This window comes from Clostridium sp. Marseille-Q7071, assembly GCF_965112025.1.
Map to the genome: position 1 here is coordinate 1,955,445 of NZ_CBCOPR010000001.1, position 23,604 is coordinate 1,979,048.

Below are 23,604 nucleotides of genomic sequence, written 5' to 3' on the forward strand. Positions count from 1 at the left end.
TTTATTATAAAATATAAAAAATATTTAAATTTCAAGTGAAATTTAAAACATAGCCTAATATTAACACAAGTATTAAAAAATATGAATAACAATATATTCTTATAAATTATCTAAAATGAGGATAACCAAAGGAAAATCAATCATATAATGGTAATATACTACAAATATGAAGGAATTTTGGTTTAAAGGTAGAATTAGTTTTCATAGTAGAGTTAATTATATTAATGAAATAAAAAATAAACATAAAAATATATTTTTTACTTAAAATTTGAAGTTATAAAATGTGATTTTGTAACAAAATAATAAAATAAAATAACTAGTCAAATATGAGAAAACATTTATGTCATAATGACTAGTTATTTTTAAAATATGAACTATTACTTTTTTAAAGTTATAGTTATTATGGAAAATCACATTTTAATTACTTTCTAGGATCATCGTATTCATAATTTAATCCTTCAACTAAATCTTGAATAGAAGTATTGACATTATTAACTTGACCTTTAGTTGGAAGACCAGTATTGGAAATTTCATCCTTTAAATCCTTATTTTGACTAAGATTAGTTAAATTAGGATCTACATAATCATCAATTTTCATTTTAACATAAGGTACACCTTTAGGATTACTTACATCAAATTTTTCTCTTTCTTTATTCATTATATATCACTCCTTTACTTTAAGATTTTGATTTCTTATTTTAGTATGGGATGTATTGAGAAAATTATGTATGGATATTTATATAAGGCTATGTTATAAACTCAAATTGATATTATTATGTAATATTTTAGAAGGGTGATGTGAATGGCATTTGAAATATATAAAAAAGGATTTATATTTTGTATTTTATATGTAGGTCTTATGTTTATATTAGGAGGAATTTTCGATGGGTTTAATCTAGAAGGAGCAGATTTACCCAACGATTTATTAGCAAATATTATGCATATTAATGGAACTTGTATAATGGCTTTTTTAACGGTTTTTAGTGGTTGTGGTATGTATTTAAGTGAAAAGCATTTCAAATGGTATTATACATTAGCGATATCTATAGCTTTAGGATTAGCAACATCTAAAATTATTAATAAATTTATAATAAAGCCACTTAAGAAAATAGAAGGAAGCTTTGATATGAAGACAGAAAACTTAATTGGCGAAAAGGCAGTAGTTACTACAACAATATATGAAAATGGTTTTGGACGAATATCTTATGTATATAATGGAGTTAAAATGACTTCACCAGCTAAAGAAATAAACTTAAAGCAATTAGATGTAAATACTCTAGTATGTATAAAAAAAATTGAAAATCAGGTATTTTATGTGGAAAAATTATAAAATTATTAATATAAAGGAGCAATAATCATGAATTCACCTTTTTTTATTCCTCTTATAATTTTAGGAGTATTATTATTACTAATCTTATTATTATTTTCACTATGGAAGAGAGTGCCTCAAGATAAGGCTTTGGTAGTAACTGGTCTTAAGAAGAGAGTAATTAGCGGAGCAGGAGGATTTGTTTTTCCTCTACTAGAAAGAACTGATATTATATCCTTAGAAAATATGAAAATTGATGTAAGAACTGACGGAGCTTTAACAGAGCAAGGTGTTGGAATAATAGCAGATGGAGTGGCTATTGTTAAAGTTAAATCTACAGCAGAATCTATTTTATCGGCAATAGAGCAATTTAATACTGGTAACGAAGCTAATACCATAGTAAACATTAAAGATACTGCAAAGGATGTACTTGAAGGTAAGTTAAGAGAAATTATTTCAAAGCTAACAGTTGAAGAAATATATAAAGATAGAGAAAAATTTGTTTCTCGAGTTCAAGAAGTTGCAGCTGTAGATTTGGCAGAGTTAGGATTAGAAATTAAAGCTTTTACTATTAAGGATCTATCCGACAATGATAACTATTTAGTTAATTTAGGTCGCCCAAGGGTTGCTCAAGTTAAAAGAGATGCTGATATTGCACAGGCAGAGGCACAAAAAGAAACTCATGTAAAAACTTCTCAAGCTTATAGAGAAGGAGAGGCAGCTAAAATACTTGCAGAAACTCAAATTGCAGAATCTAACAAAGAAAAAGAATTAAAGGTTCAAGCTTATAGGAAAGAGCAAGAAAGTGCAAAGGCTATATCAGACCTCGCATATCAAATTGAAAGTAACAAGGTTCAAAAAGAAGTTACAGAAACACAAATGCAAGTCGAAATATTAAGAAAACAAAAAGAAAGAGAACTTGCTGATGAAAATATGAAGATAGAGCTTGTTAAGAAGGAAAGAGAAATAGAAATTGCTACTCAAGAATCTTTAAGAAAGGAAAGAGAGCTTGAAGCAACCATTAAAAAACAAGCAGATGCTAATAAATACAAACAAGAAAAAGAGGCAGAAGCAGTTAAATTTAAAGAAATTGCTGATGCTGAAGCTAGAGCAAGAGCCATAGAGCTTGAAGGTAAGGCTAAAGCAGAAGCATTAAAACTTCAAGGTATGGCAGAAGTAGATATTATACGAGAAAAAGGACGTGCAGAGGCGGAAGCAATGATGAAAAAAGCAGAAGCTTTTAAAATGTATAATGATGCTGCAGTTACCCAAATGATAATAGATAAGCTACCAGATATAGCAAAAGCAGTTGCGGATCCATTATCAAAAACTGAGAAAATTGTTATTATAGATAGTGGAGAGGGAAGTGGAAAAGGAGCTTCAAAAGTTACTAAGTATGTAACTGATATAATGAGCTCTCTTCCTGAAACCGTTAATGCATTAACTGGAGTAAATATAAATGATTTATTTAAAAGCAAAACTGAGGAAATACAAAATAAGGATGAAAAAGTAGAGCATAAAGAAATAGAAAAATAAAATAAAGTGGTGACTAATTCACCACTCTATTTTATAGATAAACTACTTTTAAAATTAATGTATAGCTGAATATAGCTACACTCTTAAGGATTTTAATTCACAATTCACAATGCAAAATTCATAATTATGGATATTTCTCAGCAAAGGCTGAGAAATTTAGAATTGATTATTCCTTGAAATTACAAGGCAACTTTTCATGAATGATTAGCAATTACATTGCTAGTCAAAGAGTACATTAAAGAAATTATTTTGCCTAAAAATAATTTCAACCTTAATTGTGCATTGTGAATTTTGAATTTTGCATTGATTAATCAACAATATTATTAATTTTTCATCAAAATCTTATTAAATTAGCTACTGATAGGGTTACATTTAAAGCTATTTATTGTATAATATAGGAGAAGGTATTTTATATGCTTTAATTAAGTTAAACAATTTAAATAATTAACGTTAGGTGAGGCTCCTATATAGATATACGCTACTGCCCCGAAACATCGAGAGATGCCAATGGGTTAACAGGTACTACCGAATCAAGGTTTTACTTAATGTAGCTGGCATAATGTCCAAAGCTATATAGTGCTAAAGCTCAAACATAGTTTTATGGCTAGAGATCTCACTTTATTTAAGTGAGTTTTTTATTGTGTATAAATATATTTTCTATAAGAAAAATTTTAATATAAATTTATTTTAGGTGGTGAGTTTGAATGGAAAGTGGCCCTCGAATTAGAGAGTCAAAGTTAAAATTAAATAAATTCCAGAGAAATATTTATGATTTAATAGCTTTCTGTTCAAAAAGATAATTAGATATTTCTCTGGTAAAAGGAGGAGTATCTATGAAAAAACTAAATGAATTCTTTTTAAGCAATATTTTAAATGCCTATATTTATGATGAATTAGATGATAATATAGGTAAATTAATAGATATATATGTAACTACAGAATCAGGATATCCAAGGGCTATAGGATACAAGATTAAGAAAGGTAAGGAATTGTTAAACTTTGAATTTAGAAATATAGATATCTATAAAGAAAAATCAACTTATATGGTAAAGATTATAGGAGCAAAAGATATTATCCCTAGGAGGTACTCCTATCTATTATCTAAAAATCTTTTGGATAAACAAATTGTGGATATTAATGGTAAAAAAGTTATTAAAGTTAATGATTTAAAGATGATAAAGACAGCAGGAGAAATAAGAGTTTTAGAAGTGGAATCTGGATTACTATCTTTATCACGAAGATTTGGAATGGAAAGTCTAGTCAAAGGATTTTGTAGATTTGTAAATAAGGAAGTAAAAGATGATTCTATAACTTGGGAAAGTGTTCAATCTATAGAAATGATTGACGATAGGTTAAGACTTAGTGAACCATATAAGAAGCTTACAGAACTTCATCCTGTAGAACTTGCAGAAATTGTTGAGGGATTATCTTCAGAGGATAGAAGAAAAATATTTGAAAGCTTAAGAAATGATTTTGCAGCAGATACATTAGAGGAATTAGAAACGGAAATCCAAATAGATATTTTAAAAAATCTTAGTAGTGGAAAGGCAAAGGAAATATTAGATGTTATGCCTAATGACGAAATTGCTGATATTTTAGAAGACATGGATGATGAAACTAAGGAGAATTTATTAATAAATATTGATGATGAAGATGAGCTAGAGATAAGGGATCTTATGGAATATGAAGATGAAATGGTAGGTAGCATAATGAACACTGACTTCATTTCTCTAAATATTGATATAACTGCTAGTGAAACCATTGATATTTTAAGAGCACTAAAGCCAGACGACGAGGTTGCACATTACATTTATATAGTAGATCAGAATGAAAAACTTCAAGGTTTTATATCTTTAAGAGATTTAATTTTAGCAGATCCCAATTCAAAATTAAAATCTATAATGAATACAAAAGTTTTACTAGTAAAAGATAGTGATGACATAGAAAAAGCTGTTCAACTTTCAGTAAAATATGAACTCTATTCATTACCAGTAGTAGATGAGGAAGAGAAATTATGTGGTGTGGCAGTGATGAGTGATATTATTGAAGAATTATTAACACCTAGCTGGAAGAGAAAACTTAAAAAATCAAGTTAATATATAGTTTCATAATATAAAGATGTATGTTATGAAACTATATATTTATGAAAAATCGTGACTTTTAGTCACGATTTTTTTAACTCACAGAAGAGTATAAAAAATTAGAATTATTATAATAGCCATAGAGAACAGATATAGAAATAATTTAAAACTATCATGATGTAAATTACTACATGATAGTTTTAAAAGGATAATTTATAGTTCTCTAAAGATATATTTTTTAATAGAAATAATAAATACTTTTTACAATAAGTGTATATTGTGTTTTTTACATTCATCTATCATATCTAAAGGCCAAATTGAGGATTGTACTTCACCAATATGTATCTTGTTTAAAAAATACATACACATTCTAGATTGACCTATACCTCCACCGATGGTATAAGGAAGTTCATCCTTAAGTATTGAACTATGAAATTGAAAATTTCTTTTAAAATCTGAGTTTGTAACTTTAAGTTGATGATCTAAAGCGGCACTATCTACTCTTATACCCATAGAAGAAAGCTCTAAACCTTCCTCAAGTAATGGATTCCAAAAGATTATATCGCCGTTTAACTCCCAGTCATCATAGTCAGCTGCACGATTATCATGTTTTTTTCCTGAAGCCAATTCTTTTCCTATTCCAGTAATAAAAATTGTACCATACTCTTTAGAAGCAAGATTTTCTCTTTCCTTAGATGACAAATTAGGATACTCATCTTCTAGTTCTTGAGAAGTAATAAAGGTTATTTTAGACGGAAGTTTTTTACCTAAATGAGGATATTTTTCAAAAAGGTAGTCTTCTGTATTTTGAAACACGGAATAAATACTTTCTACAGTATTTTTTAGATAGTCTAAATTTCTTGAAGATTTATCTATAACTTTTTCCCAATCCCATTGATCTACATAGATAGAGTGAATATTATCTAAATGCTCATCTCTTCTAATTGCATTCATATTAGTATAAAGGCCTTCTTCCACTTGAAAATCATATTCATGAAGTGCAAGCCGTTTCCACTTTGCAAGAGACTGGACTATTTCTAATTCTTCACCAGTATGAAGTATGTCAAAAGAAACAGGTCTTTCAACTCCATTTAAGGTATCATTAAGTCCTGATGATTTTCTTACAAATAGTGGTGCTGAAACTCTAGAAAGATTAAGAGTTTTAGCTAAATTTTTTTCATAAAATACTTTTATTTCCTTGATTGCCTTTTGAGTTTCCTTAATAGTCATTGATGGAATGTAAGGAGTTTTGCTTAAGCTAATCATAGAAACACCCCCTTTAATTGTAATATCATAATTTAAAATGCCAAAGATGTAAAGCTTATTAACAAAAAATATATAATATTCATTATTTGTTTTAAATTTATCAAAGTAAATATAGATATATTACTTTCAAATTTAATCTATGCATTTATTATAATTATGTTATTTAATTATTTTAATTTCTACCGTATATTTTTACTAGTAATACAACTGCTAGTTTTTTTGGGGGAAGTTACTACGTAACTTCAAAAACAAATCAATTTTAAATTTTTCAACTTTTTCTGAGAAATATCCTCAATTGTGAATTTTGCATTGTGAATTGAAAAAGTCGTGGTACAATTACCACGACTTTTACTATTTAACCTCTTCTTGAATATACTTAACTATTAAATCAACTGTAGCTAAAACAGAATCAATATGGGTTCTCTCATATCCATGAGAAGCGAATATTCCAGCTCCAATTAATGCAGTTTTAATATCATAGCCCGCTCTTAATGCTGCAGAAGCATCAGAACCATAGTTAGGATATACATCAATTCTATAATCAATATTATGAATTTTGCAAAGTTCAGTTAATCTTACTCTTAATTCTACGTCATAAGGACCAGAAGAATCTTTAGCAGCTATACAGCAGGCATATTCTGTAGAATTTTGTTCAAGTCCAGGGCACCCCATATCAACAGCGATAAATTCTTTTGTATTTTCAGGTATTGAAGAAGAAGCTCCATGCCCTATTTCTTCATAGTTACTTATAAATATGTTTATTGTATGAGGAAGCTCTATTTTATTTTCTACAATATACTTTAATGTGTATAATAATATTCCTACACTAGCTTTGTCATCTAAGTGTCTTGATTTTATAAATCCACTTTCAGTAAACCTAGTTCTTGTATCAAAGCATATAAAATCTCCAATTTCAATTCCTAAATTTTCAACATCTTCTTTAGAAGATACTTTCTCATCTAGAATTACTTCCATATTTTCAGCAGATCTTTTTAAATCTCTAGCTTCTGAACCGCTAATGTGAACAGATGGTTTTATAGTCTGAATTGTGCCTTCAAAGGTTTTGCCATAAACAGTTTCAATAGTGCAATTTTCACCTTCAATTGATGTCATCATATATCCACCTAGTGGAGTTAAAGATAGTTTCCCATTGCTTTTTATACCACTAACCATAGCTCCTAAAGTATCTACATGAGCAGATAAGGTTTTTTGGTATTCATTGTTTTTACCTTTTATTGTAGCGATAAGTGCACCTTTATTTGTAGTTTTATATTCTATATTTAGTTTGTCTAGTTCACTTTTTATATAACTCATTATTTTTGTAGAATATCCAGATGGACTTGGTATTAATAATATATTTTTTAGATAATTTTTAATTTCGTCTATATTGTACATAATAACACCCCTTAATTGTAATATATGTATTTAATGCCATTTATTAATAGTATCATTGTTTTTAATATTATCATAAGGAAATAAAAAAATCTATGTTTTGTTATATATAAAAAACTATTTTTCTATTTTGTTTATGCTTAATCTATAAATACATTCATATAATTAATTATGGAGGTGTATTATGTGAAGAATAAAATACTATCAACAACATTAATTATAGTTCTTTTTTTACTCTGTGGAATTTTATCTTTTAGTTTTTTTATGATAAGAAAATATGATAAATTAATATATCCTAATGTACATGTTGAAAATATTCCTGTGTATGATTTAGAGATAGAAAAAAGCAAGGTAATTCTACATAAAGATTTGGAAGAAAAAATATATAACAAAACATTAGATATATTAGTAGAAGATGAAATATATAGGATAGATTATATGGAGTTAGGGGTTAAATTCAATGTTGATAAGGCACTAAATGAAGCTTTTGCCTATGGTAGAGATTTTAATATATTTAAGAAGATGTTCATTATTACTAAACCAAACTATATAAATATTAAAGTTGAATTGACTTTTAGTGAACAAGCTATAGAGGGTATTATAGCTAAAATTGAGAGCCAAACAGATGTAAAAGCTGTTGATAGTAAAATTAAACTAATTAATAATGGAGAGTTTCAAATATCAGATGAAATAAAAGGTAAAAAATTAGATAGGGATTTATTAAAAAAAGAAATAGTTAAAAATATAAATACTAATATAGATACAAGCAACATAATTATTCATGCTACCATTAATGAAATTAATCCAAAGCGTACCAGAGAAGAGCTTTCGAAGATTAATGCCAGCATAACTAGTGGTAGTACTAATTTTAATAGTTCTTCTAGTGAGAGATCAAACAATATAAGACTAGCTACTAATGCAATCGATGGTACAGTAATAATGCCAGGTGAAATTTTCAGTTTTAATGATATTGTAGGTGAAAGAACCTATAGTAAGGGATATGAGAAAGCTTCTGTAATTATGGGGGATGAGTTTATAGATGGCCTAGGTGGAGGAATTTGTCAAGTTTCTACTACACTTTATAATGCAGTTCTAAGGTCTGAATTAGAAGTAGTAGAGAGAAAAGCACATAGTCTTTATATTACCTATGTACCTTTAGGACAAGATGCCACTGTGAATTATGGTACCACAGATTTAAAATTTAAAAATAATTTACACTATCCCATATATATTCATGGATATACTAAAAATAATAACTTATCTTTTGATATATACTCTAATAACAAGATGAAAAAGAAAAGCTATAAAATTGAAAGTGAAATTTCAGAAGTTTTAAAGCCTATGGATAAAATAAAATATGATAATAACCTTCAAAAAGGAAGAAGATACGTAGAAAAGGTAGGCAAAAATGGATATATAGTTAATGTTTATAAATATATTTATGAGGATGGGGAAGTAGTAGAAAAAAAGCTTGTCTCAAAGGATAAATATAAAGCAACAGATAATATGGTTAGAGTAGGAATTTAATAAATCTCTAAGGAATTTCTTAGAGATTTTTAATTTTGTTGTAATTATAACTATGTTATAATTACATAGCGCAGAAGCCAAGAGGGAAGGGTGAGGTGCATATATAATGAGAATGGTTATATTGATGATAATAGTGTTAATTATTTTAATATCAACAGTATTATATTTAAAGTTATCTATTAAAAAAAATAGAAATAAGAGTGTAATATTTAAAAGTGATACCATATATATTGGGGGATATGATGGAATAGATCAAGATAAAGATTGCAATTTTGTAGTTTACTGCAATAAATTATGCCTTAATATAGATGAAAATATTGAAAAAGTTTATGACCTTATAAATATTAAAGAATGTAAAATAATAAAAAAAAATGAATTAATAGAAGCTTTAGATAAAAAGCAAATAACTTTGCTGAATAAAATTGACTATGATAAATTAATAGAAAATAAATATATATTATTTAATATAGAAGAAAAAGAGGAGAAAAATACAATAATATTTACTGCTAGTTATCCTGAATTTATTGTTAGTACAATACATGGGATTATGGAAGAAGAAATTTAATATACAAAATAATACATTTATAGGCGTCCAGTATGAAAGCTTAAAATATACTCTGGAAAATAATTTTTCTAAAAAATAGCTTAAATCCTTAAAAATTAAGGATTAACAATTAAGAATGAAGAATTCAGGAAAAAATTCACTAAGGCGAATTTCTTAAGATAAAATTTATTTTTAAAAAACTCCAAAGGCTTTAGTAGAGGAGTTTTAACTATAATTCTTCATTTTTCATTTTTAATTTTTAATTCATAGAAAAGAATTTTTGTTATGGAAATTAAAATCATGTATAAGTTAAATCTCTATTGTGGAACCCTATAGATAGCAACATTATATAAAAGTTTAAATATACTCTAAAGAATAAAATATTATGTAAGTTTATACAATTTTTTAGAAAAAATGCACATTTATATGTAAATTTAAGAACATTTTCTTTTTTTTAAAATATATTGATATTAGAATATGAAAAGAAAACTTATGTTTATAAAAGTTGGTGTTATAAATGTGGTGTTGTAATGAATTACTTTTATTGATTTTATTATTAATATTACTAGATGATGAAAATTGCTGTAGACCAAAGTATAAGATTAAAGTAGATAATGGTGAGTGTAAATCCTGTAATAAATGTAATAATGACGAAAATGATTGTGGAAATATAATTATATATTCACATAAGGTTAATATCTTTAATAAAGTATAAATACCTTTAAATACTTAATCTTCAATGGAGTAGGTAACCAATGTGAATATTGATATGGCTACATGTTATTATAAAAATTAAAAAATAAATACTATCAATATATTACTAAGATTTACACACTGTATTGAAGTTGAATTTAAAAAATGTGTATAAGAGGTGCATAATATGAGTGATATAAACAAAGAAATACTAGGTGAAAAAGAATTATTAGAAGAAGAATTACTTGGAGAAAATACAGATAAGAGATTAGAAGCAAACCATGGATCCTCACATAAACATGAATGTAACTCAAATTGTGGAGTAACAAAGATTTACACTAAAAGTGTTAACATTTGGATAAACGGTTGTGGAAATTAAAATAAAAAATTAACTAAAAATGCTCTAAATTTTTTAAAATTTAGAGCATTTTTAGTTAAAAAAAACTAAAAAGTCTCCAAGAAATAATTAGTGAGTATTTTATTGTATTTTTTCCCACATGTAAAGTAACAAAGAATTGGAATACTTCATAATACATAATATATAAATAAGCAATTATTATGTTTATTTTATAAGGAGTGAAAGACTTGGCAAAATATAATGATAATAGTATTTTGTTAAAGAGTATTAATATATATAAAATAGAAAAAATTGAAGCTTCAAAAGATTTAATGGAGCTTTATAATATAAATGTTAGTGAGCACAATAGAAAAGATTGTTATTATACTCTTCAAAGTAATTCATTAGGAGAAGTTTTAAAATAAAATTAAGTAATTTTTAAGAAAAGTGAAAATTCACTTTTCTTTTTTTAGTAATTCGAAAAAATTAACTAAAAAAATATTCACCTTCGTATAAAAAAGAACTAATATTATCTGTTAGCAATTATGAAGTTAAATCTTAAAAAGAATGATTATATTAAAATTACTTTTATATTAGAAATATTTAAATTAAATTTAAGCGATCAATAAATAGTGTATATTATCCAAAAATAGCTTAAATAACCATATGGCAAGTTTAATTTTTATAGTATAATTATGTAATAGCTTAAGTACTTTGAACACAAAATTAATAAGAATATGATATGATTTACATAAATCAGAATTTTTTGCTTATTGGGGGTATGATTATGAACAGAGAAATTGAGCTAATTGAAAGTATAGTAAATAATATTGAAAAAGTAATTATAGGAAAGAAAAATGAAATTTATAATATAATGAAAGGCATTTTAGCTGATGGCCATATACTAATTGAAGATGTACCAGGGGTAGGAAAAACGACATTAGTGAAAGCATTAACTAAAACTTTAAATTTAACTTATAGCAGAATTCAATTCACACCAGATTTATTACCATCGGATATTATAGGTGTGTCTATATATAATCCTAAAAACCATGAATTTGAGTTTAAGAAAGGACCTGTATTTGCCAATATTATATTAGGAGATGAAATAAATAGAACTTCGCCTAAAACTCAATCAGCTTTATTAGAGGTTATGGAGGAAAAGCAAGTTTCAGAAGGAATAACAACTTACATTTTAGAAAAACCATTCATTGTTATGGCAACTCAAAACCCTATAGAATATGAAGGTACTTTCCCATTACCAGAGGCGCAACTTGATAGATTTATGATAAAAGTTAAAATGGGTTATCCAAGTGAAAAAGATGAAGCATCTATATTAGATATATATAGAAAAGAAAATCCACTGGAAACTCTAGAATCTATTATAACTCGAGAAGAAATTTTGATGCTTCAAGATAAGGTTAGAGAAGTTTATATAAACGAAGAATTAAATGAGTATATAGTAAATATAGTAAATGCTACTAGGCATAACAAAAGTTTAATCTTAGGGGCAAGTATAAGAGCATCATTAAGTCTTCAAAGAATTGCACAAGCTACTGCATTAATTAAAGGCAGAAATTATGTAATTCCTGAAGATATAAAGGAAAATGCTAAATTGGTTTTATGTCATAGAATTCTATTAAGCCCTAGCACAAGAGCTAGCAGAGTTGATTCTGAACAAATTGTTTCTGAAATATTAAGAACTATACCAGTGCCAAAGGTGAAAAAATATGATTAAAGTTAATATTAAATTTATATTACTTACCATTGTTTCCTTTATTTTTGCTAAGATTTCAGGTGGAAATCTTCCTTATAGTATTTTTTATTCCTTATTTATAATGCTTATAATATCTATATTATATCTGTATTTATCATTACAATATGTTCAATGCAGAATAAAGCATAATGAAGCAGAGTATAGTGTTGGTGATGAAGATGAGTTTTCACTAATTGTTAGCAATAGAAGTTTTATTCCTATACCATATATTGAAACAGTAAATGATACATTTTCTAATTTAATTAAGATATATAAGGGAGATGTATTTTTTCTTCAACTAAATAGTGATAAATGGATTAAAAAAAACATTGCTTTTAGTAAAAGAGGAATATATGATTTTGGGGCAACAACAATTAAGATAACAGATTTATTTAATATAATAACTTTTAATAAGAATATAAATCATAAGCTAGGAGTAAAGGTATATCCTAAAATTTATAATATAAAGTTTTTTCAACTTAGCGGTAGTGAAAAGCTAGAAAACTTATTGAGTAGTGATAGTAAAGTAGAAGATTTAACATTAATTAAAGATATAAGACAATATAGAATAGGAGATAGTCTTAAAAGAGTTCATTGGAAGATTAGTGCTAAACAGGGAGAGTTATATGTAAAAAATTATGATTATATTTCAGGTACTCAATGTAATTTGTTTTTAAATATGAAGAAAATAGATTTTACCAATAAAGAGGAGGAATCGAAAGAGGAACTTATGATTGATTTCACAGCCTCTCTATTAAAAAAATTTGTAAACTTAGGGGTAAAATCAAAAATATATATAAATAATTTTGAGAATAAAAGGTTTGAAGTGGAAAACTCCATGGACTTTAATGGAGTTATGGAGTATTTTTTATTTCACAATAGTGATGGAGAAGGAGATTTTGTAGACTTTATAAATAGTAGTTTAAACTCCTTAGGAGGGAAAAGTTTTTTAGGTATAATTACCTGTAATTTAACTTCTACATTGAAAGATGAACTTTTACATTTAAAAAGCGTAGGTTATAATGTTAATTTATTTTATTACAATAATTCTTTAGGAGTAATGGAAGATATTAATTTTCTTACAGGTACAGGAATTAACTGCTATGATTTTAAAGAAATTATAAAAAATAGCTTATAGCTAATTAAGAGATCAGGTGAGCTTATGAGTAGGATAAAGGAAGAATTAATAGCAATACTATTAGTATTTATTAATCTAGTAGTGACTATAAAAATATTAATAGAAAGTTTTAAGATAGTTGGATTTAATTATAAATTTATATTAATGCTATTTTTAATAGGTGTAATTTTATATGAATTCTATTCTAAAGTATTAAATAAAGTTAGGTATAGAATAGTATTTACCTTTATTTTGTTAGCATTTGGAGTAATTTATGGATATAAAAATAAGGAGTTAGTAATTAACTTTTTTCAAAATGTTATTATTAAAAATGCGTTACAGATAAATAAACAGCTTTTAGAAAATAGTACAACTTATTTTTCTCAATATGTAGAGATATTTTTGATAATTCTACCTATTTTAGTTTCATTATTAATTTATATAACTTATAAGAAAAATAAAAGTATAATATTATTAAATTTTATATTTGTAGTAAGTTTTTGGTATTTACGTTATAGCCAAATAATAATAAACAATCTTTATTATTATCTATTTGTAACTATAATAACTTTTATTGTAGCTAATTATTTAAAGTTAGCAAAAAGATATAAAAATATGGAATTAAAAATTAATTTAGATATAAAAAAGATAATTCCATATGCATTAATCATAACTTTTTTAATCATAAAGGTTATATCAGCATTACCACAACATTATAGTGGCATGAATTTAAGTAATTATGGAGAATTTTTAAATAATACCTTTGCAAAAACAAGTGATGGTAGAGAAAGTGCATTAAATGGTGAATTCACTATAAATTCTTCTGGGTATAGTAATAGTGAAAAAAAGCTAGGTGGTCCTATTACTTTAAATAAACAGGAGGTATTTAGAGTAAAATCTCCAAAGCCATACTATTTAAAGGGGAGTGTAAAGGAATATTATACTGGGAATTCTTGGACTACAGTAGATAAGAATCTTGGTAAAAAGGATAAAAATTTTAAATTTGAAAATTCATATTTAAAAAGACGAGACATAGGAGTTGGAGCTTCTTTAGGAAGTGTTAGAATTACTCCTACAAAAAAATTTAATACTACAAGTTTTTTTACTCCTAATATGGGAATTGATATAAAAGGTGATTACAATGAGATTTATTATAATAAAATTCCAACATTTTTATCAAGAGCAGATGTAACTAAACCCTATGATGCTGTTTATTACATATACAATGGACCTTATGGTGATGTGGTAGAAACTGTAGAAAGTATGATAAATAATAAAGGGGATACTAGATATGCCAATGAATTTAATTATTATAATTTTTCTATAAGAGATTTTGAAGCAAATGAAGGACGACTTTATATCTTTAATGAAATTTTAAGTTATGAAATGAAAACAGCCATGGAAGAAGATTATGTAAAATATATGCGAGTTCCAAGTAGTGTGCCTTCAGAAGTCTATGATTTAACTAATCAAATAGTTGGAGAGAATAATACGGTTATTGAAAAAGCAAGAAGCATAAGAAATTATTTAAGTGAGAACTACCCTTATACTTTAAAAGTTTCTGATGTACCTATGAATTCAGACTTTGTTAATTATTTTTTATTTGAAGAGAAGAAAGGATATTGTACTTATTTTGCTAGTGCAACCACTATTATGTGCAGAATTGCTGGAATACCAGCACGATATGTAGAAGGGTTTAAAACTCCTAATAATATTGATGAAAATGGTGAGTATATTGTAACTAATGGTGAAGCACATGCTTGGTGTGAAATTTTAATAGATCCTAGTAGAGATATATGGGCAGTAGTAGATCCTTCTCCTACACCTACTGAGTTTGAAGAGGAAAATGTAGCTGAGGATAAGGAAAAAGAAGAAAAATCTTTAGAAAATGACAATAAGAAAAATAAAAATACAGCACCTAATAGGGATAGATTTAATAGAGAAGAAGAGGAAGAAAACTGGGACTTAGAATTAAACTCTAAAGATAATAACAGATTTAAATATTTATCTTTAATAGTTACAATAGTATTATATATATTAATTAGAATAGCTAGTTTTTATAGAAAAAGAAATAAAATAATATCTAGTAAAAGTGTAATTCCGCTTTATCAATATTACTTAAGAAGATTAGAAGCTATAAGAATTATCAAGAATAAAGAAATAGGAGATTTAGAATTTGTAAACAGTATAAAAGATCCTAGCTTAAAGGATAAATTAAATACTTTAGTGAATCTTTCTTATGAAGAATTTTACGGTAACAAAATTGAAAATACCTCAATAGAAAGATTAGAATACTTTAATTTTATAGAAGAGTATATTAAGAATAAGGATAATAGGATAAACTATATAATGAAGAAGTATTTTGGATTATAATAAGTAATGATATTGAGGGTTTATTAAATATGTATAGGACCAAGTTTACCACTACAAATTTGCTAATATGGTAAACTTGGCCTTCTTAAATGGAATTGTAATACTAGAAATACAAGATTAGGACAAAATGTCTAATTTAAAGATAAAATATAAATAGCATCTTATTACCCTAAGGTTATTTATAGCAAAGGAGAATAGAAATGAAATATAAGTTAATATGTACAGATATGGATGGAACTCTTTTAAATAGCGTAAAGGAAATAAGTAAAGAAAATCTAGACGCCATAAAAAAAGCTCATGATAAAGGTGTGAAAATTGCCATATGTACAGGAAGAATATTTACTTCTGCCAAGTATTATGGAGAACTTATAGGTGTTAAAGCCCCTATAATAGCTTCTAATGGTGCATATATAAGAGAAAAAGATAGAGAAGAAGTTATATATAAATGTATATTGGAAAAAAAGGATTGCTTTGAATTATTAGAAATATTTAAAAAGCATGATTTAGTTCCTCATTTTTATACTGCAGATAGTATATATGCAGGAGAAACAAGTTATGCATTGAGATTTTATTCTAGATCAAATAAAACATTACCAAATGGTTTTCAAATAAAAATTAAAGAAGTAGAGGATTGGAATGAAATTTTTAGTGTAAATGAACTTGATATTTTGAAAGCTGTTGCTTTTGATGATGATATAGAAAAAATAAAAAGAGCAAAGAAGGAGATTAAATCTTTAGGAAGATATGAGGTAGTGAGTTCTTTAGTTAATAACTTTGAAGTTATGAATAAAAATGTTTCTAAGGGTAGAGCAGTAGAAATGCTAGCTAGTTATTACAACTTATCTAAAGATGAAATAATAACAATTGGAGATAATGAAAATGATTTGTCAATGATAGAATATGCAGGCCTAGGAGTAGCTATGAAAAATGGTGAGGAAATAGTAAAGAATAAAGCGAAATACATAACTTCAACTAATGATGAAGATGGGGTTAAAGAAGTTATAGAGAAATTTATATTAAATGAAAATATTTAAATAATTTTAATAAAAATGTCATTGTTATTTTACAATGGCATTTTTTTATTTTACAAATTATAAGTTCTTAATTTTGTTATACTAATATAGTATAAATCGGTGTTTCAAAGAAAAAAATGACCAGGGGTCAAAAAACTATTGATTTTCTTCTAAAATAGTAATAGAATATATCTAGAGCAAAAAATGACTTAGGGTCATTTTTACTTCGAAGGAGTGAAGTGAGGTTGGAAACAAAGGGCAAAGAGCCAATGAAAAAGTCAGAAGCTAATAAACTTGAGAAAAAGAAAAATCTAATGGATGTAGCTTATGAACTTTTTACAACGAAGGGTATAAACGATACTTATATCAGTGAAATAACTAAGAAAGCTGGAGTAGCGAAAGGAACTTTTTATCTTTATTTTAATGATAAATATCATTTAAAACATTTAATTATATTAAATAAAAGTAGTTTAGTGTTGAAAGAAGCCATAGAAACTTCTAATAAAAATTGTTTTGATGATTTATCTGATGAAGTAATATTTTTTATAGATTATATAATCAATTATTTAAAGGAAGATAAAAAACTTCTAAAGCTAATATATAAAAATCTAACTTGGGGACTTTATAAAAAAGCTTTACTTGATGAAAATGAGTACCAAGAGATGAATGAGATATATTTTCACTTTGTAAAAAAGCTAAAGCAAAAACAAAATATAACAATGGATGCAGAAAAATTGTTATTCTTAATTATTGAATTAACTAGTGGAGTTTGTTATAGTTCAATAATTTTAGAAGAACCTGCACCGATTGAATCAATGAAGCCAATACTATTTGAATCAATAAAAAAATTACTTAATTAAAATATTTAGAGGGTGGGGAGTTAAAATGAAGAAAATCAGTAGAGCAATTGCTAAAAATAGGGTATTAATTTTAATACTGTCAGTGCTACTTATATTTCCATCTTTATATGGTTTTATAAGCACAAGAGTCAATTATGATTTGCTTACTTATTTACCAGAAGAATTGGATACAATGAAAGCACAAAAAATATTGAATGAAAAATTTGATAGTGGATCAATGTCCATGTTAATTATTGAAAATATGGAAACTAAAGATATAGTTGATTTAAAAGAAAAAGTTAGTAAAATTGAAGGTGTTCAAAAGGTATTATGGGTTAATGATATTTTAGATACATCAGTACCAAAAGAAATTTTACCTGAAAGCTTTAGTAAAGTATTTTATAGTGATGATTCAACTATGTTAATTATAAAATTTGAGGATGGTTCTTCATCAGAATCTACTCAAAATGGTATTGGTGAAATAAGAAAAATTACTAATGATAAATGTTTTTTAAGTGGTATGGCGGGAATAGTAAAAGATACAAAAGAATTAGCAGATAAGGAAACACCGTTTTTTGTACTAATCGCAACAGCATTATCTGCAATAGTTTTAGCTTTGACAATGAATTCTTATATTATTCCAATCATATTTTTGACAAGTATAGGAATGGCAGTATTATATAATTTTGGAACAAATATATTCTTTGGAGAAATATCGTATGTAACTAAAGCTCTAGCAGCAGTCCTACAACTAGGGGTTACCATGGACTATTCAATATTTTTATTACACAGATATGACGAAGAAAGAGGATATACAGAAGATAAAGTGGAGGCAATGTCAGAGGCTATAGCTAATACTATGGGATCAGTAGCAGGAAGTTCATTGACTACAATTGCTGGATTCTTGGCATTATGTGTTATGGAATTAGGCTTAGGTAAAGATATAGGTCTTGTTATGGCTAAAGGAGTATTCATTGGATTAATATGTACAGTTACAATACTTCCAGCATTAATACTAACCTTTGACAATGCTATTCATAAATTTAATCACAAAACAATATTACCTGAATTTGAAAAAACTGCATCATTAGTTACAAGAAAATATAAATTATTTTTAGCAATATTTATAATTGCATTCATACCTGCTATATATGGAAAGGTGAATGCTGAGGTTTATTATAATCTTGATGAGTCATTACCAAAGGATTTACCTTCAATTGTGGCTACTAATAAATTAAAAAATGATTATAATATGACTACAACAAATATGATAATTGTTAAAGATACAGTTTCTAATAATGATATTAACAAAATGGTAAAAGAAATTGAGAATATAGACGGTATAGAAGTTGCTTTAGCTCTCGAAAAATTTATTGGCCCAACTTTACCAGAAAACTTTTTACCGGATACAATAAAAGATACTTTCCAAAAGGAAGGTTATAAGCAAATAATTGTTAATTCTTCTTATAAAGCAGCTACAGAAGAAGCAAATAAACAAATAGAAGAGATAAATAAAATAGTTAAATCTTATGATAATGAAGGCGTAGTAGGAGGAGAAGCTCCACTTACAAAAGATTTAATTGAAATATCAGATACTGATTTTAAAAAAGTCAGCATAGCGTCAATCTTAGCTATATTTATTATAATAATGGGAGTATTTATGTCATTCTCACTTCCAATATTATTAGTTCTATCTATAGAACTTGCTATATTAATTAATCTAGGTATTTCTTATTATTTAGGGACAACCATGCCTTTCGTTGCATCTATAGTAATAGGAACTATACAATTAGGGGCAACAGTTGACTATGCAATACTTCTAACTTCAAGATTTAGGGAAGAGATGAGAAATGGACTAGACAAATATTCAGCTATGACTATTGCAGTTCAGAGTTCAGCCAAATCAATTGTAACAAGTGCTTTAAGTTTCTTTGCTGCAACTGCAGGTGTTGGAATTATTTCAAAACTTGAAATGATTAGCTCTTTATGCACATTAATGGCTAGAGGAGCAATTATAAGTATGTTAATAATATTATTTATACTTCCATCAATACTTTTAGTTTGTGAAAAAGTGATTGAAAAGACTAGTAAAAATTTTAAAGGTGAAAGTGGGGTAAAAGAAGATGAAAAAATGTATGTCTAAAAGAGTATTAGCTTTAGTAATGGTAGGAACATTACTAAGTGGAAATATGGTTTATGGAGCAGAATTAGTTAAAAAGGACGAAACAGTATATGTTACTTTAGATTCTCAAGGAAATGTAAAAGAGAGAATAGTAAGTGATTGGTTAAGTTCTAATAATAAAAATTTTGAGATAAAAGATAAAAGTGAGTTAGCAAACATTAAAAATTTAAAAGGTAGTGAGGAACCAGAAATATCAAATAAAAATGTTACTTGGAAGATGGAAGGAAAAGATATATTTTATCAAGGTACAACTGATAAAAAACTTCCACTAGAAATAAAAGTTTCTTATGAATTAGATGGTAAATCAATTAAACCAGAAGAGTTAATAGGAAAATCTGGTGAACTAAAAATAAGAGTTGACTATAAAAACAATGAAAAACATAAAGTAACTGTAAAAGGAAAAAATAAAGTAATACACACACCATTTACAGTAGCTACATTAGCAACATTACCTGTAGAAAACTTTACTAATGTAAAAGTGAATGGTGGAAAAGTGATAAATGATGGCAACAACCAAATAATAACTTTTATTAATATGCCAGGGTTAGAAGAAAGTTTATCTTTAAAAGATGGAGTATTAAACATACCAAAAAATTTAGAAATTACAGCTAAGGTTGAAGATTTTTCTATGTCACCTATGATGATTACTGCTACTCCAGAGTTATTAATAGAAGATATAGAAGGTATAAAATCAGTAGATGAATTAATTGAAAGCATAGATAAACTTCAAGATGCTAGTAGTAAACTTGTTGAAGGGTCAGAAACCTTCTCAAAGAAACAAGTTGAATTTAGCAATGGTTTTAAAACTTATTATGAAGGTGTAAGTAGATTTGCATCCGGTGCAGGAGAAGCCATTGATGGAATAGGCAAAGCAGCTGACAATTTAGGCAAGCTATCTGAGGGAACTTCTAAACTGGCATTAGGATTAGACGAATTTGGTTCTAAAGTGAATGAATTTACTAATGGCATTGAAAAAATAACTTCAAGTACTGATGCACTTATAGACGGTCAAAGTCAAGTAAAAGGTGGAATAGAGCAAAGTTTACAAGGTGCAACTACATTAAAGGAAAAGAAAAATTTAGAGCTTCAAGGATTAGATGAATTAAATGGTAGTACTGAAGAGCTGGAAAAAGTGGCTAAAGCTTTATCTCAAGTTCCGGGAAATGAGGCAATGGTTGCACAATTAAATATGATAATCCAAGGACAAAAACAAGGTATAGCTTCTCTTAAAAATGGTGGTAATGAATTTTTAGGTGGACTTGAAAAGTTAGAAGGAGGATTATCACAAACTAAGGCAGGATCAGAAAAAGTGCTTTCAGGAATGTCTCAATTAAAAGAAGGCGGCACGGCACTTAAAAATGGAGGAAGTCAAATTTCAGAAGGATCTAAAGCTTTAGCTGCTGGTGCTAATGAAGTATCAAGTGGTGCAACAGTATTAAAAGAAGGGGTTTCTAAATTAAGTGATGCTAAGACTTCCTTAAATGATGGACAAAAGCAATTGATTGATGGTGGAAAAATACTTCAAGATGGGTCAGAAAAATTAGCTTTAGGTGCTGATGAATTATTTAAGAATATGAGCAAATTCCATAATGAAGGAATTGAAAAAATGAAGAGTGAAGCTAATAATAAGATGGGCGATTTAAGTGAAATAATTGAAGTGAAGGATGAAATAGTTAAGCTTTCAAAAGATTATGGAACATTTACTGGACTAGGAGAAAATATGGAGGGTAAAGTTAAGTTTGTAATGAAAACTCCTGAGCTTAAAAAAGCAGAATCTAAGGAAAAAGTAGAAGAAAAGGTAGAAGAGAAAAAAGGTTTTAAAAATTGGATAAAAGAAATATTCAATTAAGAATAAAAACTTGCCTCATAAGGAAATACTTATACAGTATTCCTATCATTATATAATATTAATATTATAAATTTAAAAGAAGAAATCCTAATGTAAATTAGGATTTCTTCTTTTAACAGCTTATAATTTAAAATGTATGTAATATATATGTAATGTATAAATGAAAATTTAGGTACTATAAATAAAAGAAATTTTAAAGTATAATATTTTGTATATCTATATGAAGATAAATTTAATTTAGCAAAATTAGTAATTGAAAAAATAATCTTTCGCATCATTGAGGGTTACTTTATAATTAAGAAAAAAACCTATAGTTTCAAGTGATTATATTAAAGTATGTTAACTTTACGAATTTAGTTAATTAGAGTATGATAGTGATTAATGACATAATATGGAGGTATAGCTATGAATTTAAATATAGTATTATTTCAACCAGAAATTCCTCAGAATACAGGAAATATAGGAAGAACTTGTGTGCTTACAAACTGTAAGCTTCATCTTATAAAGCCCTTAGGATTTAGTCTTGAAGAAAAGGAAATTAAAAGAGCTGGACTAGATTATTGGCCTTTATTAGATATAGAAATTCACGAATCCTATGAAGCTTTAAGAGAAAAATATAAAGAAGGGACTTTTTATTTTTGCACCACAAAAGGAGAAAAGTTCTATAGCGATGTAAGTTTTAAAGAGGGTGACTTTTTAGTATTTGGTCGCGAATCTAAGGGGTTACCAGATTATATAAGAAATGATAATATAGATACTTTAATAAGAGTTCCTATGATAAACACTACTACTAGGTCATTAAATTTATCTAATACTGTAGCAATTATAGCTTATGAGGGTTTAAGACAACTTGGATTCCCTGAAATGAAATAGGAGGAGTTAATTTATGGAAGATAAGAAAATTAAAATCATAACGGATAGTACCTGTGACTTACCAGATCATATAATTAATAAATATAATATAGAGATGATACCCTTAGTATTCACAATAGATGGTGAAACTTATCTTGATAGAGTGGATATTAAACTACCAGAATTTCTAGAGAAAATGAATAATTCTAGTGAACTACCTAAGACTGGACAGATAAATCCTCATAGATTTTATGATATATATGATAAATATTTAAAGGAAGGATATAAAATAATATCAATACATATATCATCTAAAATGAGTGGGACTTACCAGTCAGCTCTAGTGGCAAAAGAGATGTTAAATAGTGAAGATATAATGGTAATTGATTCTCAATGCGTATGTGGTGCTCTTGGAGCTTTAGTGGTAAAGGCATGCTTGTTAAAAGAACAGGGGTTAAATTTTACATCAATTAATGAAGAAGTATTAAAATCAATACCAAAGATAAGAAGTATAACCTGTTTTGAATCCTTAGATAATTTGGTTAAAGGTGGAAGGCTATCTAAAACAGCTGGTATTATTGGAAGTTTTTTAGGAATTAAACTTTTACTATCTATTGAAGATGGAGAAATGACAGTTAAAGATAAGGTAAGAGGAAGTAAAAAAGCCTTAAGAAATATGTTGGAGTATATAGAATCCTATGGAGTTGAAAAGACGACTCCTGTGATATTGATGCAAGCAGCACCAGAAGAAGAGAATATGGGTATATACAATAGCCTAAAGTCACATATGGAAAATAAACACATAGATTATATTGAATGCGAAGTGGGATGTGTAGTTGGTACTCACTCAGGAAGAGATGCTTGTGCAGCGTTTTTTATAGAAGAATAAAGATTAGCTATTATAGTTTAATATTTTAATAATTAAAATTTTGAATAAA

Annotated in this window: 20 protein-coding genes and 1 riboswitch; of the genes, 17 read left to right on the forward strand and 3 right to left on the reverse strand. The window is 26.9% G+C overall.

All coding sequences use genetic code 11. From position 1 onward, the window contains the following. Positions 1-421 precede the first annotated feature (421 nt). Positions 422-658, reverse strand: a complete 237-nt coding sequence (locus ACWPW7_RS09060) for a hypothetical protein (RefSeq protein WP_454053265.1) — start codon at positions 656-658, stop codon at positions 422-424. Between the two features lie 144 nt (positions 659-802). Between ACWPW7_RS09060 and ACWPW7_RS09065 the strand changes: the two genes are divergently transcribed. From ACWPW7_RS09065 to ACWPW7_RS09075, 3 genes are all read left to right on the forward strand, one after another. Next, a complete protein-coding gene (locus ACWPW7_RS09065) occupies positions 803-1,330 on the forward strand; it encodes an NfeD family protein (protein WP_291562808.1) in 528 nt (175 codons plus the stop codon). Positions 1,331-1,357: 27 nt separating this feature from the next. Then, the gene (locus ACWPW7_RS09070) at positions 1,358-2,845 is read left to right on the forward strand and encodes a flotillin family protein (RefSeq protein ID WP_454053266.1); all 1,488 of its coding nucleotides are present in this window, start codon (positions 1,358-1,360) and stop codon (positions 2,843-2,845) included. Positions 2,846-3,284: 439 nt separating this feature from the next. Beyond that, positions 3,285-3,451, forward strand: a riboswitch (M-box (ykoK) riboswitch). A 227-nt stretch (positions 3,452-3,678) separates the two neighbouring features. Next, positions 3,679-4,941 carry a magnesium transporter gene (locus tag ACWPW7_RS09075; RefSeq protein WP_454053267.1) on the forward strand — a complete coding sequence of 421 codons (1,263 nt, stop codon included), beginning with the start codon at positions 3,679-3,681 and terminating at the stop codon, positions 4,939-4,941. Between the two features lie 246 nt (positions 4,942-5,187). Here ACWPW7_RS09075 and asnA read toward each other — a convergent pair whose 3' ends face one another. Both asnA and ACWPW7_RS09085 read right to left on the reverse strand, forming a co-directional pair. After that, positions 5,188-6,192 carry an aspartate--ammonia ligase gene (gene asnA / locus ACWPW7_RS09080; RefSeq protein WP_454053268.1) on the reverse strand — a complete coding sequence of 335 codons (1,005 nt, stop codon included), beginning with the start codon at positions 6,190-6,192 and terminating at the stop codon, positions 5,188-5,190. Positions 6,193-6,543: 351 nt separating this feature from the next. Then, complete coding sequence (locus ACWPW7_RS09085; RefSeq protein ID WP_291562796.1) at positions 6,544-7,587, reverse strand: M42 family metallopeptidase; 1,044 nt, start codon at positions 7,585-7,587, stop codon at positions 6,544-6,546. A 183-nt stretch (positions 7,588-7,770) separates the two neighbouring features. Between ACWPW7_RS09085 and ACWPW7_RS09090 the strand changes: the two genes are divergently transcribed. The 14 genes from ACWPW7_RS09090 to ACWPW7_RS09155 all read left to right on the forward strand — a co-directional run bounded on the left by ACWPW7_RS09090 (position 7,771) and on the right by ACWPW7_RS09155 (position 23,555). Next, positions 7,771-9,111, forward strand: coding sequence for a VanW family protein (locus ACWPW7_RS09090; protein ID WP_454053269.1), 1,341 nt, complete (start codon positions 7,771-7,773; stop codon positions 9,109-9,111). A 106-nt stretch (positions 9,112-9,217) separates the two neighbouring features. After that, positions 9,218-9,676, forward strand: coding sequence for a hypothetical protein (locus ACWPW7_RS09095; protein WP_454053270.1), 459 nt, complete (start codon positions 9,218-9,220; stop codon positions 9,674-9,676). Positions 9,677-10,172: 496 nt separating this feature from the next. Continuing rightward, positions 10,173-10,370, forward strand: a complete 198-nt coding sequence (locus ACWPW7_RS09100) for a hypothetical protein (RefSeq protein ID WP_291562787.1) — start codon at positions 10,173-10,175, stop codon at positions 10,368-10,370. Positions 10,371-10,535: 165 nt separating this feature from the next. Further along, entirely contained in the window at positions 10,536-10,727 is a 192-nt protein-coding gene (locus tag ACWPW7_RS09105; protein ID WP_291562783.1) for a hypothetical protein, read from the forward strand. A 206-nt stretch (positions 10,728-10,933) separates the two neighbouring features. Continuing rightward, the gene (locus ACWPW7_RS09110) at positions 10,934-11,110 is read left to right on the forward strand and encodes a hypothetical protein (protein ID WP_291562780.1); all 177 of its coding nucleotides are present in this window, start codon (positions 10,934-10,936) and stop codon (positions 11,108-11,110) included. 362 nt (positions 11,111-11,472) lie between these two features. Then, entirely contained in the window at positions 11,473-12,423 is a 951-nt protein-coding gene (locus tag ACWPW7_RS09115; RefSeq protein ID WP_291562777.1) for an AAA family ATPase, read from the forward strand. Then, complete coding sequence (locus ACWPW7_RS09120) at positions 12,416-13,579, forward strand: DUF58 domain-containing protein (protein ID WP_454053271.1); 1,164 nt, start codon at positions 12,416-12,418, stop codon at positions 13,577-13,579. Before ACWPW7_RS09115 ends, ACWPW7_RS09120 begins: the two co-directional genes overlap by 8 nt. 24 nt (positions 13,580-13,603) lie before the next feature. Next, positions 13,604-15,931: a transglutaminase domain-containing protein gene (locus ACWPW7_RS09125; protein WP_454053272.1), complete on the forward strand. Its 2,328-nt coding sequence runs from the start codon at positions 13,604-13,606 to the stop codon at positions 15,929-15,931. Positions 15,932-16,131: 200 nt separating this feature from the next. Further along, a complete protein-coding gene (locus ACWPW7_RS09130; RefSeq protein ID WP_454053273.1) occupies positions 16,132-16,965 on the forward strand; it encodes a Cof-type HAD-IIB family hydrolase in 834 nt (277 codons plus the stop codon). A 218-nt stretch (positions 16,966-17,183) separates the two neighbouring features. After that, positions 17,184-17,804 (forward strand): TetR/AcrR family transcriptional regulator, encoded by a 621-nt coding sequence (locus ACWPW7_RS09135; protein WP_396152945.1) that lies wholly within the window; start codon positions 17,184-17,186, stop codon positions 17,802-17,804. 25 nt (positions 17,805-17,829) lie between these two features. After that, complete coding sequence (locus ACWPW7_RS09140) at positions 17,830-19,926, forward strand: efflux RND transporter permease subunit (RefSeq protein ID WP_454053274.1); 2,097 nt, start codon at positions 17,830-17,832, stop codon at positions 19,924-19,926. After that, positions 19,907-21,814: a hypothetical protein gene (locus ACWPW7_RS09145; protein ID WP_454053275.1), complete on the forward strand. Its 1,908-nt coding sequence runs from the start codon at positions 19,907-19,909 to the stop codon at positions 21,812-21,814. The genes ACWPW7_RS09140 and ACWPW7_RS09145 overlap by 20 nt, the downstream gene beginning before the upstream one ends. Positions 21,815-22,219: 405 nt before the next feature. Beyond that, positions 22,220-22,687, forward strand: a complete 468-nt coding sequence (locus ACWPW7_RS09150; protein ID WP_454053276.1) for a tRNA (cytidine(34)-2'-O)-methyltransferase — start codon at positions 22,220-22,222, stop codon at positions 22,685-22,687. Positions 22,688-22,700: 13 nt separating this feature from the next. Beyond that, on the forward strand, positions 22,701-23,555 hold the full coding sequence (locus tag ACWPW7_RS09155) for a DegV family protein (RefSeq protein WP_454053277.1): 855 nt from the start codon (positions 22,701-22,703) through the stop codon (positions 23,553-23,555). The last annotated feature ends 49 nt before the right edge of the window (positions 23,556-23,604 follow it).